Origin of the sequence: Vibrio sp. OPT20, from assembly GCF_963889365.1 — a bacterium.
Lineage (GTDB): Bacteria > Pseudomonadota > Gammaproteobacteria > Enterobacterales > Vibrionaceae > Vibrio > Vibrio splendidus.
Genome location: NZ_CAWPOA010000031.1, coordinates 592,628 through 606,042, shown reverse-complemented (window position 1 = coordinate 606,042; position 13,415 = coordinate 592,628). Strand labels below are relative to the sequence as shown.

At 43.7% G+C, this 13,415-nt stretch carries 12 protein-coding genes, 1 tRNA gene, 1 pseudogene and 1 riboswitch; of the genes and pseudogenes, 5 read left to right on the top strand and 9 right to left on the bottom strand.

Annotated elements, in window-relative coordinates; translation table 11 throughout:
• Positions 1-81: 81 nt before the first annotated feature.
• From AACR09_RS03925 to moaA, 6 genes are all read right to left on the bottom strand, one after another.
• Entirely contained in the window at positions 82-1,713 is a 1,632-nt protein-coding gene (locus tag AACR09_RS03925; RefSeq protein WP_017099054.1) for an ABC transporter substrate-binding protein, read from the bottom strand.
• A gap of 663 nt (positions 1,714-2,376) precedes the next feature.
• Positions 2,377-2,850 (bottom strand): molybdopterin synthase catalytic subunit MoaE, encoded by a 474-nt coding sequence (moaE, locus tag AACR09_RS03920; protein ID WP_004734024.1) that lies wholly within the window; start codon positions 2,848-2,850, stop codon positions 2,377-2,379.
• Positions 2,851-2,852: 2 nt separating this feature from the next.
• Entirely contained in the window at positions 2,853-3,098 is a 246-nt protein-coding gene (gene moaD / locus AACR09_RS03915; protein WP_004734025.1) for a molybdopterin synthase sulfur carrier subunit, read from the bottom strand.
• A complete protein-coding gene (gene moaC, locus AACR09_RS03910) occupies positions 3,095-3,574 on the bottom strand; it encodes a cyclic pyranopterin monophosphate synthase MoaC (protein WP_193836028.1) in 480 nt (159 codons plus the stop codon). The genes moaD and moaC overlap by 4 nt, the downstream gene beginning before the upstream one ends.
• Positions 3,575-3,586: 12 nt before the next feature.
• The gene (moaB, locus tag AACR09_RS03905) at positions 3,587-4,099 is read right to left on the bottom strand and encodes a molybdenum cofactor biosynthesis protein B (RefSeq protein ID WP_017084034.1); all 513 of its coding nucleotides are present in this window, start codon (positions 4,097-4,099) and stop codon (positions 3,587-3,589) included.
• Positions 4,100-4,455: 356 nt separating this feature from the next.
• Positions 4,456-5,445, bottom strand: a complete 990-nt coding sequence (gene moaA / locus AACR09_RS03900; protein WP_009848642.1) for a GTP 3',8-cyclase MoaA — start codon at positions 5,443-5,445, stop codon at positions 4,456-4,458.
• Positions 5,434-5,586: riboswitch (molybdenum cofactor riboswitch) on the bottom strand. Its footprint overlaps the gene before it by 12 nt.
• A gap of 194 nt (positions 5,587-5,780) precedes the next feature.
• On the opposite strand from moaA, the gene AACR09_RS03895 reads away from it, so the two are divergent.
• A complete protein-coding gene (locus tag AACR09_RS03895) occupies positions 5,781-6,668 on the top strand; it encodes a YvcK family protein (RefSeq protein WP_017092489.1) in 888 nt (295 codons plus the stop codon).
• Between the two features lie 90 nt (positions 6,669-6,758).
• Here the strand turns inward: AACR09_RS03895 and luxU are convergent, their stop codons facing one another.
• From luxU to uvrB, 3 genes are all read right to left on the bottom strand, one after another.
• On the bottom strand, positions 6,759-7,103 hold the full coding sequence (gene luxU, locus AACR09_RS03890) for a quorum-sensing phosphorelay protein LuxU (RefSeq protein WP_017063462.1): 345 nt from the start codon (positions 7,101-7,103) through the stop codon (positions 6,759-6,761).
• Positions 7,104-7,127: 24 nt separating this feature from the next.
• Complete coding sequence (gene luxO / locus AACR09_RS03885) at positions 7,128-8,516, bottom strand: quorum-sensing sigma-54 dependent transcriptional regulator LuxO (protein WP_004734031.1); 1,389 nt, start codon at positions 8,514-8,516, stop codon at positions 7,128-7,130.
• Positions 8,517-8,817: 301 nt separating this feature from the next.
• On the bottom strand, positions 8,818-10,848 hold the full coding sequence (gene uvrB / locus AACR09_RS03880) for an excinuclease ABC subunit UvrB (RefSeq protein ID WP_017084035.1): 2,031 nt from the start codon (positions 10,846-10,848) through the stop codon (positions 8,818-8,820).
• A 509-nt stretch (positions 10,849-11,357) separates the two neighbouring features.
• Here uvrB and AACR09_RS03875 point away from each other — a divergent pair.
• From AACR09_RS03875 to AACR09_RS03860, 4 genes and pseudogenes are all read left to right on the top strand, one after another.
• Positions 11,358-11,433: transfer RNA gene (locus tag AACR09_RS03875), tRNA-Asn, on the top strand.
• 486 nt (positions 11,434-11,919) lie between these two features.
• On the top strand, positions 11,920-12,498 hold the full coding sequence (rsxA, locus tag AACR09_RS03870; protein ID WP_004734039.1) for an electron transport complex subunit RsxA: 579 nt from the start codon (positions 11,920-11,922) through the stop codon (positions 12,496-12,498).
• 2 nt (positions 12,499-12,500) lie between these two features.
• Positions 12,501-13,094, top strand: a complete 594-nt coding sequence (rsxB, locus tag AACR09_RS03865) for an electron transport complex subunit RsxB (protein WP_102394337.1) — start codon at positions 12,501-12,503, stop codon at positions 13,092-13,094.
• A gap of 7 nt (positions 13,095-13,101) precedes the next feature.
• Positions 13,102-13,415 (top strand): annotated as a pseudogene (locus AACR09_RS03860) (electron transport complex subunit RsxC); the annotation flags it as partial.

Below are 13,415 nucleotides of genomic sequence, written 5' to 3'. Positions count from 1 at the left end.
GAAAGACGCTACATGCGCGCCCTGCGCATGTAGTGTCTGTATCGTTATAGTTATATTAACTTTTTAGAATCTAAGCGTTTATTATTCAGCTTTGATGTAGAGATCTTTTGAGTAGATTTTATCTTCCGCATTATTAGTTGGGAAGCCACCTACATGTGGGTTAAGTAAACGCGTTTTAACGTACTGATAGATAGGAGCAATAGGCATATCGTTCGCCATTAGCTTCTCTGCTTCTAAATACAGTTCGTTACGTTCTTGTTCTGAAGTGGAGTTAATAGCCTTGTCTATCAAAGTGTCATAATCACGATTTCCCCAATGTTGGCCGCCTGTCGTATTAGCACTTACCATCAAGGTCAAAAATGTAGACGCTTCATTGTAGTCACCACACCAACCTGCACGAGCTACTTCAAAGTTGCCAGTATCTTTAGAAGATAGGTAAGTTTTCCATTCTTGATTTTCAAGTGTAACCTTAAGACCCAGTGTCTTCTTCCACATAGAACCTAGTGCTACAGCAACTTTCTTGTGATTCTCATCAGTGTTATATAAGAGGGAGAATTCAAGAGGATTGTCTTTTCCGAAACCCGCTTCTTCAAGAAGGCGCGCCGCTTCAGCATTACGTTCTTTTTGAGACATTTTACCGTATTGAGGAAGCTCAGGTTCGAACCCAGCAGTAATTTCCGGCGTGAGGAAATACGCAGGTTTCTGTCCTTGCCCCATGATTGCACCAGCGACTATGTCACGATCAATCGCATAAGAAATAGCCTTACGTACACGAACATCATCGAAAGGCTTTTTCTTAGTGTTAAATGAGTAGTAGTAGCTACAAAGGTTACCCACAACGGATAGATCTTCTGGATGTTCTTTTTTCATACGCTTGAAATGCTCAATTGGCAGATCATCTGTAAAATCGATTTCACCAGATAGGAAACGGTTCATTTCCGCTACTTGGTTTTCGATTGGCAGGAACGTGACTTTGTTTAGAACAGTCTTATCATTGTTCCAGTATTGGTCGTTACGCTTAAGTACTAGGCGTTCGTTAACAACCCATTTATCAACAGCAAATGCACCATTACCAACAAAGTGATCTGGCTTAGTCCATTGGTCACCGTACTTTTCAACAGTTGCTTTATGTACTGGCTTAACTGTTGTGTGGCCCATCATCATTACGAAATATGGTACCGCTGTATCTAGTTCAACAACAAGCGTGTTTGCATCTACAGCTTTAACACCTAGCTCACTCTTGTCTTTCTTACCCGCTACGATGTCTTTCGCGTTCACCATCTTGGTATATTCCATGTACCAAGCATATGGAGAAGCAGTGGCAGGATCGACTGCACGTTGCCAGCTGTAAACGAAATCTTCAGCTGTTACAGGATCGCCGTTAGACCATTTTGCATCTTTACGTAGGTGGAAAGTGAATGTTTTGTTGTCCGTCGTTTCCCAGCTTTCGGCTACACCTGGGATTGTATTACCTTCGCCATCTTGGTTCACTAGACCTTCTAGAAGATCACGAATTACGTGAGATTCTGGTACACCTTGAGATTTGTGTGGGTCGATAGTCGCAACTTCAGTACCGTTACCGCGAACAAGTTCCTGAACTTTTGCTAGTTCTGTGCCTGCTGGAACTTCAGCAGCGATAGAAAGAGTAGAAGTGGCAGCCACTGCCAAACCAGCACCTAGAAGAAGGGCCTGAGTGATTTTATTCTTGTACATTTAATAAACTCCAAGTTTTACGTATTGCATCCATGACTTCTTTGCTAAGTTCACTGAACGGCAGTGATTTAGATTTATTTAGCTCAAAATTTAAGCATAAAAATCTAAAACCTTACAAAGATTGAGGCACACACTATCAACCATTGAAGTAATTTGCCATAAACAAGTCGCAAAAAATCGGATAATTCTCCGAATCACTCAAGGTCACAGTGTAAATCTCTAATAAAAACCTAATGAATAGTTAATTACACATAGAAATTAACTAAAAAACAGCCTTTAGTGTTGATGTGTCTGAATTGATACTTTTATTTAGCATCTTATGCTAGAACACTGTCGGCAAATTAACATTAATGCCACATGAAATCTAATTGCACATCACATATCCCCTAAATAGACTGCACCATTTGTGAGGATTATCACTTTATACAAAACAGCATAAAGCACTGCACCAAAACAGATTTGGAAATGCACCAAGACAGACTAAATCACGCGCTGAATTCATATGCAACTTGACTGCTTAACCATTTATTAAAGAACCTTTTATTTATAAATCACTTTGTAGCACGCACAAAAAAACCGACGTCAAACGTCGGCTTTCTTACTATCTACGTCCCAATCTGAAATACGCTTTCACGTTAAGATCGAAACACGCTATGGAGTGGATTACTTCTTCCAACGCTCCGCTGCTTTCGCGTCGGAGTCTCGAGAGTCAACCCAACGAGTCGCCTCAGTAGTACGTTCTTTTTTCCAAAACGGCGCTTTGGTTTTCAGAAAGTCCATAACAAACTCACACGCTTCGAAGGCAGCGCCACGATGTGCACTGGATACACCAACGTAAACAATCTGGTCACCGATATCTAGGTCACCAACGCGGTGAATCACTCGCATCTTCTGGATAGGCCAGCGCGCTTCAGCTTGATCACAGATCTCACTCAGAGACTTCTCTGTCATACCCGGATAATGTTCTAGAGACAAACCAATCACGTTGTCGCCAAGGTTCATGTCGCGAACTTTACCTACAAACGTCACAACCGCTCCCGCAGCCGTACCTTGAGCTAGATAATCGTATTCGCCACCCACAGAAAAGTCTTCAGCAGTCACTAATACTCTTGGATCAATAACTCGAGAGTCATTCATGGTTAACCTCCAGTAACTGGTGGGAAGAAAGCCACTTCGTCGCCGTCTTTCACTTCAGTCGTCAAAGGTACGATTGATTGGTTGAGTGCTGCCAGCAGCTTGCCCTCTTCCAATGCGATATCCCATTTACCTTCTTGTGTTACAAGGTGGCTGCGAATCGCTTCAATAGTATTGTATTGCGCATCGATCTCTAGGCTGTCAACACCGACAAGTTCACGGGTTTGAGCAAAGAAAAGTACCGTAATCATGATTCCACCTTAAAGTGTCCTGATTTACCACCCGTCTTCTCTAGCAGACGTACGTTCTCGATAACAATGTCTTTCTGAACAGCTTTACACATATCGTAAATCGTCAGTGCAGTAACAGAAGCAGCCGTTAGCGCTTCCATTTCTACGCCTGTCTTACCTGCAAGCTTACATACCGATTCGATACGAACCTTGTTTTCAGACTCAATGGCTTCAAGTTGTACTTCTACTTTAGTCAGTAGCAAAGGGTGACACAGTGGAATCAAGTCCCACGTCTTCTTCGCTGCTTGGATACCAGCAATACGTGCCGTTGCGAAAACATCACCTTTATGGTGGCTGCCAGAAACAATCAGCTCTAGCGTCTCTGCTGACATTTGAACAAAAGCTTCTGCTCTCGCCTCACGTACTGTCTCTGCTTTAGCCGATACATCGACCATGTTCGCTTCGCCAGACGCGTTAATGTGTGTAAATTGGCTCATGCTCAATCCACCTTATACAGAAAGATGTGGCATGAAGTTACAAGGACGGTGACTCGCATCCATCTGTTGCTTGATGATCTTAGTCCAACCTGTGCGGCATGCACCTGTAGAACCAGGCATCGCAAAGATAACCGTGTGGTTGGCAAAACCCGCAATCGCACGAGATTGAATCGTCGATGTACCAATCTCTTCGTAAGACACTTGACGGAATAGTTCACCAAAGCCTTCTACTTCTTTGTCGAATAGTGGCTTAAGTGCTTCAGGCGTGCTGTCACGAGATGTGAAGCCCGTACCGCCAGTGATCATAATCGCTTGAACGCTTTCGTCAGCAATCCACTGAGATACGATCGCACGGATCTTGTACATATCATCGATAACGATTTGCTTATCAACCACGTTGTGGCCTGCTTCTTTAGCATGCTCAGCTAGGTAACCACCTGACGTGTCATTTTCTTCTGTACGAGTATCTGAAACGGTTAGTACTGCGATGTTTGCTGCTTGAAATTTGCTTTCTGCGTGACCCATTTGTTCACCTTTATAAATTTTTCAATTATGAGGGCGTGTTGACCTTTCGTGATTAAATTTTGTTCGAGATAAAAGCGTTTTAATCGCGGCGAGGGGGAAGTAGCCTAGTCATTCTAAGCAAATCTCCCTCAACAAAGAGTAAAACGCTTTTAGCCGAACCCTTCGGGCAGCGTTTGCTGGTCATTTCTACTACGTTATCGGCTTCTCATGTAGGCTAGCTACACATCAAAGCCTCTGCCTTGTATAAATACCCAGCAACTCGCTGCAAAAATCAGCTCGAAAGAGCAACACGCCCTAGACTTATTCGCCCAGCTTAAAGAAGCTGAGCGATAAAATGCTTTAGGCTATATAGCGGGTTAACCGCCGATTGACGCCAAGTTTGGAGTCATGCCGCTGTTGCCATCGTGTAAGAAGTGGCTAACGGACTTGGTTTGAAGCTGGGCCTGAATTCGATCAATGAGCTCTTGCTCTTGTTGATCTTCTTGAATCAGATCTCTCAGTTCAACACCGTGGTCGCCAAACAGACATAGGTGAAGTTTACCGGTCGCAGAAACACGCAGTCGGTTACAACTCTCACAAAAGTCTTTCTCGTAGGGCATGATCAAACCGATTTCACCCTTGTAGTCTGGGTGGACAAACACTTGCGCGGGGCCATCATTAACGGCTTTGACTTTTAACAGCCAACCATTAGCAATAAGCTGGTTGCGGATCGCAACGCCAGACACATGGTGTTTATCGAACAACTCGTCCATCTCACCGGTTTTCATCAGCTCGATAAAACGTAATTGAATAGGTTTGTCTTTGATCCAATTAAGGAAGGCTGGTAATTCCTGACTATTGAGGTCTTTCATCAATACGACGTTCACTTTGACTTGTTCAAAGCCAACCTCAAACGCTTTATCAATGCCTCGCATAACCTCTGTAAACTTATTCTCACCAGTGATCTGATGGAACATGCGCGAATCTAAACTATCCACGCTCACGTTTATATGGGTTAAACCAGCATCACGCCATTGCCCTACTTGTTTCTCCATGCGGTAGCCATTCGTTGTGGTGGCTACTTTTTCGATGCCTGGAGTAGAAGCAACGGTATGTATGATTTCAGGAAAGTCTTTACGCAGACTCGGCTCTCCGCCTGTAATGCGGATCTTTGAGGTACCACAATCTGCAAACGCTTTTACAACGCGTTTGATCTCGGGAACACTTAAAAAAGACGAGTTTTTTTGCCCTGACGGTTTATAACCATCTGGCAAGCAGTAAGTACATTTAAAGTTACAGACGTCTGTAACCGACAAGCGCAAGTAATAAAACTTGCGATGGAATCTATCTTCGAATTGTTGCGCCACGGAACACCTTTCCAAACACGGGAGGCATAATCATTTCCAATTAAGCCCTTGTGACAACATGTCACTGGCTCTTGATGCGTATCGGTACAGCAAACACCACTGTGCGACTTAGCATGCGAGAGCTCGGAGTTATGGCAACTGCACGTTATATTCACACGCGCAGTAGCTGAGTAATAAAATACTTAATATTTGTACGTGAATCTAGCTCTGATGACAAAAAACGGGTCACATCGGCAAAAAAAACGTATCAAACCCTCAAAATAACTCTTGTTGAGTATCTGACGAGAAGCATTTAACCTAAATTATAGTTGGTAATAATCTAACAAGAACAAAAAATGAATATTTACTCTTCAAAGAAAGTCGTAGCAATCGGTGGGGGCCATGGCTTAGGTCGCATGCTAGCTGCATTAAAAGACTTTGGTAGCAATGCGACTGGCATTGTTGCAACAACAGATAATGGTGGTTCCACCGGGAGAATTCGAGACTGCCAAGGTGGTATTGCTTGGGGAGATACTCGTAACTGTATCAACCAATTAATCACAGAACCTTCGATCAGTTCGATGATGTTTGAATATCGCTTTCGCGGTCAGGGTGAACTCGATGGTCACAACTTAGGTAACCTAATGCTAACGGCGCTAGACAACCTTTCCGTTCGCCCATTGGAAGCAATTAACCTAATTCGAAATATGCTCAAGGTCGATGTCAATATCGTCCCGATGACCGAGCACCCTTCTGATCTCACGGCGCTATCAATGGACGGTCGTTGGGTAACTGGCGAAACTAACGTTGATGACATGACAGAAAAGCTGCGCATGATGGACTTATCTCCAGAAGTACCGGCAACCAAAGAAGCTGTTGCTGCAGTTGAGCAAGCAGACTGCATTGTCCTTGGACCAGGAAGCTTTTTAACCAGTGTGATGCCCCCGCTGCTACTGCCAGAAATTGGCAAAGCAATCGCGGAAAATACCAAGGCAAAAGTTATCTTCGTTGAAAACCTTTCGCCAGAGCACGGCCCTGCAGGAAAAATGACGCTTCAAGAACAATTGGAGTGGTGTGAACGTACCTGTAAGGCAAGAAAAATAGACATTGTACTGGGCAATGAACCACACCCTGAATTAGAAGGGCAATGGAATTGTGTGACCACTGATCTTGCCTCTCCTAACCGAGATTGGCGACACGACCGTTTAAAACTCCAACAAGCGATTAGGGATCAACTGGCTTAATGCTTGTAGCTTAGGCTAAACGACAGAGACCAGTAAAAACAAAAAAGGAGCATCATGCTCCTTTTTTAGTCTCTTTAATAACTAGCCGCTTTAGAGATCCGTCATCAACTGCTGATATTCAGTGTACGTTGATAACAGTAGCTCTTGCATATCTTGGAAATCAATCTCGGTTACAGGCAATGCTTGCTTCACTTTTGCGTCTAAGCTAATCGCAAAACTACACAAAGAGTCTGCGCCAAAACTCGCAGCGCTACTCTTAAGTGCATGGCTTATATCAGCCAAGTACTTAGATGTATCCGACGCTTTATTTATCTCTAGATGTTCGTAGTAGCCTTTCAACTCACCTAAGAAGATTTCCAGCAAAACTGGTACATTCTCTTGCCCTATTTCACCGGCGAGCTCATCAACTTTTTGCTGATTTAATACTTTCGTCATTATGATTTTCTTATTGTTTGGTGATTACTGCTTCGCATTCCACGTTTGCAACTTTCGGTATATCGTCGATGGACTGACATCTAAGAAACCGGCCGCGCGGGGAATGTTGCCGTCACACGCTTTTATGGCCTGTTCGATAGCCGTCTTCTCAGTGATCCACAATGGGAAAATATCTTTTACCGTGATGTCTTCGTTCTGCTTCTCTTTCAAGCGCAAGCTGTTTTCAATCGGTTGGTTCAATGGTGGTGGAAGCATGTTGAGAGTAATCTCTTTGCCGTTATTCAATACCACCACGTTCCGTAATACGTTTTGTAGCTGACGAACGTTACCCGGCCACTCATATTGATTAAAGCGATCAAGCACTTCCTGAGCAAAACGCACAAACGCCTTACCTTCCTCAACCGACATGTAACCTAGTAACGAGTACGCAATCTCGATGACATCTTCACCGCGCTCGCGCAATGGCGGCAGGTGCAATGGAATCACGTATAAACGATAGTATAAATCTTCTCTAAAGCGACCTTCTTGTACTTCTTTCCAAGGGTCACGGTTGGTTGCACATACGAAACGAACATCGACACTCTTCATCTTCGAAGAGCCAACTTTTTGAAAAGTACCGGTTTGGATAAAGCGCAGCAGCTTGGTTTGCAGCTCTAAGTCCATTTCGCACAATTCATCAAGGAATAGTGTTCCGCCATCAGCAAGTTCAGCGGCACCTTGACGATCAGTTGCAGCACCGGTAAAGGCGCCTTTAACGTGGCCAAATAGCTCACTTTCAATCAGATCTTTAGGGATAGCCGCACAGTTAATCGCGATGAAAGGCTTGTCACCACGCTTGCTCGCCGCATGAATAGCTTCTGCACAAACCTCTTTACCCGTACCACTTTCACCCGTGATGAAAATACTGGCTTTACTCGATGCTGCAGAGTCGATAGTTCGGTAAACCTGCTGCATGGTTTGGCTACTGCCAATGAAACCTTGATAGTTTTGGTTTCCCGGATGTTCCGAGCTGTTTTTAAGTTTGGTGGCTTTGCGGATCGCGTTGTTCACCGTAATACGGAGTCGGTCGGCTTCACACGGCTTGATAAGGAAATCTTGAGAACCATGACGCATGGCTTCTACGGCGGTATCGATAGAACCGTGAGCCGTCATGAAGATAACCGGAACTTCAGGGTATTTTTGTTTTACAGCAAATAGCACGTCCATACCCGTCATGTCAGGCAGACGTAGATCTAATAAAATAAGGTCTGGGATTCGATGATTCAAACTCTCGATTGCATCGCGGCCAGTGCCGACAATGTTGATATCAATTTCGAGCGGTGTAAGATACGAGCGATATAAAGCTGCTACCGAAGCGGTATCCTCGACCATCAACAAATACTTCGATTTGTTATCTAGCGTTTTTGATTGCATATCCTAGCCATTTATAATTTGCATTTCTTATTATAGTCGCATTCCGCTTTGCATTATGCAAATTAGCCACAATATTTGTAGTGTGTTTTTTTACTTACTTCAAACAATCAATGTTTTATCTATCTGGCACGAACGATGCAACAGTATAACTGACCTTCGGGTCACCTAGCCAACTGACGTTGTTAGTGGACCGAGTGTTCACAAACGTAAGCCAGTAGAACATTTACTACTGGCTGTTTTTTTGTCTGAAACACTTTCAATTCTTGTGTTGAGGGGAATACTTCTCGAGTGAAAAGTGAGATTAGCTGTTGGTAATAAACTGCTTTCTTAACTGCTCAATTTCATCACGCTTCTGTGCGGCCAATTCAAATTCCAGATTCTGAGCATGCTGATACATCGCAGCTTCTAACTTGCTGATCTCTTTATCAAGCTGTTGCGGCGTAAGTACTGCATAACTTTCAGAAGGCTCTGCCACCTTAGATAGTGGAACTTGCTTAGATTGGCGCTGCTGCTTCGACTTGGTTAGATCACCCAGTTCCATAATATCTTTGATATTACGCTTCAACGCTTGTGGAGTGATGCCTTGCTCTTCGTTGTAAGCCTGCTGTTTCTCACGACGACGATCGGTTTCATCAATCGCTTTTCTCATCGACTTAGTAATCGAATCACCATAAAGGATCGCTCGACCTTCCAAGTTACGCGCAGCACGACCAATGGTTTGAATCAGAGAACGCTCAGAACGTAAGAAACCCTCTTTATCAGCATCAAGAATCGCCACCAGCGATACTTCCGGCATATCCAAACCTTCACGAAGTAAGTTAATACCCACTAACACGTCGAACTCGCCCAAACGTAGGTCTCGAATGATCTCTACACGCTCAACGGTATCGATATCTGAGTGCAAGTAACGAACCTTAACACCATGCTCACTAAGGTATTCGGTTAAGTCTTCTGCCATTCGTTTAGTCAACGTAGTGACCAATACGCGCTCTTCTTTCACTGAACGGATTCTGATTTCAGACAGCAAGTCATCCACCTGCGTCGCGACAGGTCTTACTTCAATAATCGGGTCAAGTAAGCCAGTAGGACGCACCACTTGATCAGCAATCTCACCATCTGATTTCTCAATCTCATAATTACCCGGCGTGGCCGACACAAAAATGGTTTGTGGCGCGATCGATTCGAACTCTTCAAATTTCATCGGACGGTTATCCAACGCAGAAGGCAACCTAAAGCCAAACTCAACCAAAGTCTCTTTACGAGAGCGGTCACCTTTATACATGGCGCCAATTTGCGGCACAGTTACGTGTGACTCATCGATGATCAGCAAACCATCATCAGGCAGGTAATCAAATAAGGTTGGAGGCGCTTCCCCTTCCGCACGGCCGCTCAAGTATCGTGAATAGTTTTCGATACCGGAACAGAAACCCAACTCCGTCATCATCTCGATATCAAACTGAGTTCTTTGAGAAATACGCTGTTCTTCTAACAGTTTGTTGTTGTCTTTTAAATATTGAGCCCTATCGCGCAACTCATCCTTAATCTTCTCAATCGCCTCAAGGATCTTCTCTCTTGGGGTGACATAGTGAGTTTTTGGATAAACGGTAAAACGCGGTAAGTCTCTTTGTTTCACCGCACCAGTCAGAGGATCAAAAATACTAATGCAGTCCACTTCGTCATCGAACATTTCAATTCGAACCGCATCTTGGTCAGATTCAGCGGGAAAGATATCAATAACTTCACCACGAACACGGAACTGTCCACGCTCAAACGCGACATCGTTTCTTGAATATTGCAGCTCAGCCAAGCGGCGTAGAATGTCTCGCTGATCCATCACCTCACCACGACTCAAATGAAGCATCATCTTCAAATAAGACTTAGGATCACCAAGACCGTAGATAGCCGATACAGACGCAACAATAATGGCATCTTTTCTTTCTAACAAAGCTTTGGTAGCTGAAAGTCTCATTTGCTCAATATGAGCATTTATCGACGCATCTTTCTCGATAAAGGTATCCGTGGTTGGAACATAGGCTTCCGGTTGGTAATAATCGTAGTAAGAAACAAAATACTCAACGGAGTTATTCGGAAAGAAAGATTTCATCTCGCCATAAAGTTGAGCTGCCAACGTTTTGTTAGGCGCTAACAAGATTGCTGGTCTTTGAGATTGAGAAATGACGTTAGCAAGAGTAAAGGTTTTACCAGAGCCCGTTACCCCTAATAGAGTTTGATGTGCCAAACCAGAATCTAATCCATCTAGTAATCTGGTTATCGCTGTCGGCTGGTCACCGGACGGGCTATAGTCCGATACCAAGTCAAAGAGTTTACTCATAGGTCGCCATTTCCATACTGTTTTTATAATCAGGTCATTGTCACTCTAGGAGGAGTGTAGTTGCAACTATTATCTAGAGAAATGCTTCTTAAGATTAGATATCAGTGATAGCTTTTACTTTTAGAACTTGGTATTATCCGTGCCCTTGCAAGATCTCTTCAGCTAAATCACTCAATTTTTCATCCACTACTTTTCCCCAAAAAATCTAAAAATAGCACTTGTTTTACTGTATATTTTATAATCGTCAAAAGTTATACAATAGTGATATTTTGATACAAATCTTTTAAATACATTACCTTACCTCAAATTTTTATATTCCCAGATTTATCCCAATTATTGTTGTTAAAGTTTCACACACACACTTATCCACAATTTTGGTGGATAACTAAAGAAAGGCTAAATCCGGTAAGGCGTCCAAGAAAGTAAAGTTTTTTATATTATTTTTTTCTGCTATTTTTTATTGACAGAAATTCGGACTATTATTAGAATTCGCGTCGCTAACAAGCAATTCCCCTTTAGTTCAGTTGGTAGAACGGCGGACTGTTAATCCGTATGTCGCAAGTTCAAGTCTTGCAAGGGGAGCCAAATTCAGAAAAAAGCTCAATCGAAAGATTGGGCTTTTTTCGTATATAACTGCGACTAACTTGTTCCAAGTTAATGTCACAAACCTAGCCGCCCGCGTTCAAGTCTCGACAAGGGGGCCAAATTTAAAGAAGCCGCATCACTCGATGCGGCTTTTTGCGTTTTAGCGGTTTGGGAACGTATTCGACTCGCAGCTTTCCTTCTCTTTTTGATAGTTCTGAGCACCAAAATCCACAAATATGACCCTATTCTTAGGAAGCAAATCGAGCTCAATTCAAGAATGATCTTATGAAAGATCCAATTCAACTACTCCTACAAACTTGTCTCACGAAGTAAAAATTGGCCGTCTATACTTACGGTAACTTTAATAATCAATCGATTACCTGATGTTTTTTTCACCAAGTGTCTAAATCCCTAGTGATCCTTGGTTGTTATTAGGTAAGCAAAGCAGGATAATATCGGGATCGGAATCTCAAGAATTAATCCATTATGACCGAATACCTTTTGTTGTTGGTTGGCACAGTGCTGGTCAATAACTTTGTGCTAGTGAAGTTTTTAGGGCTATGTCCTTTCATGGGAGTCTCCAAGAAACTGGAGACTGCGATTGGCATGGGCCTCGCGACGACTTTCGTTCTGACGTTAGCGTCGGTATCTGCATACCTAGTAGAAACCTACATCCTTACCCCTCTGGGTATTGAATACCTGCGTACCATGAGCTTTATCTTGGTTATCGCGGTGGTTGTTCAATTTACGGAAATGGTCGTTCACAAAACCAGTCCAACGCTATATCGCCTATTGGGTATCTTTCTGCCGCTTATCACCACCAACTGTGCGGTATTAGGTGTGGCACTTCTAAACATCAATGAAAACCACAACTTCATTCAGTCGATCATCTATGGTTTCGGCGCTGCGGTTGGTTTCTCGCTTGTATTGATCCTATTTGCTGCAATGCGTGAGCGTATTGCGGTTGCTGATGTGCCAATGCCCTTCAAAGGCGCATCGATTGCGATGATCACAGCAGGCCTCATGTCTCTGGCATTTATGGGCTTTACTGGGTTGGTGAAGTAAGCATGAGTACCATCTTAATTGCAATCATTGCACTCGCCGTTTTAGCCGCCGTTTTTGGCGCTATCTTAGGCTTTGCTTCTATCCGCTTTAAAGTAGAAGCCGATCCGATCGTTGATCAAATCGACACCATATTGCCGCAAACTCAGTGTGGTCAGTGTGGCTACCCAGGTTGTCGTCCATACGCGGAGGCGATCGCTAACGGAGACAAGATCAACAAATGTCCTCCCGGCGGCCAAGCTACGATTGAGAAGCTTGCAGATTTAATGGGCGTAGAAGTTGAAGACTCCGCTCATGACTTAGATAACAAAGTAAAAACCGTTGCCTTCATTCATGAAGATATGTGTATTGGCTGTACCAAATGCATTCAAGCCTGCCCTGTTGATGCCATTGTTGGGGGCACCAAGGCACTTCACACAGTAATCAAAGATGAATGTACAGGTTGTGATCTATGTGTCGCACCGTGCCCTACTGACTGTATCGAAATGATTCCAGTGGCAACAACGACTGAAAATTGGAAATGGCAGATGAACATCATTCCTATTACTGATATCACTAACCAAGCAACTGATGCGACCGCGTCAGAGCCTAAGGCATAGGGTTAGTATGATCTCTTTAATTGAACAAATTCGCACGGGCTCTATTTGGAACTTCCCGGGCGGTGTGCACCCTGCTGAAAACAAGAAACAGTCGAATACTACTGATATCGTGCATGCAAGGCTTCCTGAAGAAATCGTTCTTCCAGTGAAACAGCACATCGGTAAGCCCGGTAACTTGTTGGTTGCTGTCGGTGATGCCGTACTAAAAGGTCAACAACTGACGGCCTTAGAGACTGGCTTCACTTTGCCAGTACATGCACCAACATCGGGTGTGATTACCGCTATTGAACCACGAACCACCGCTCACCCTTCAGGCTTGAG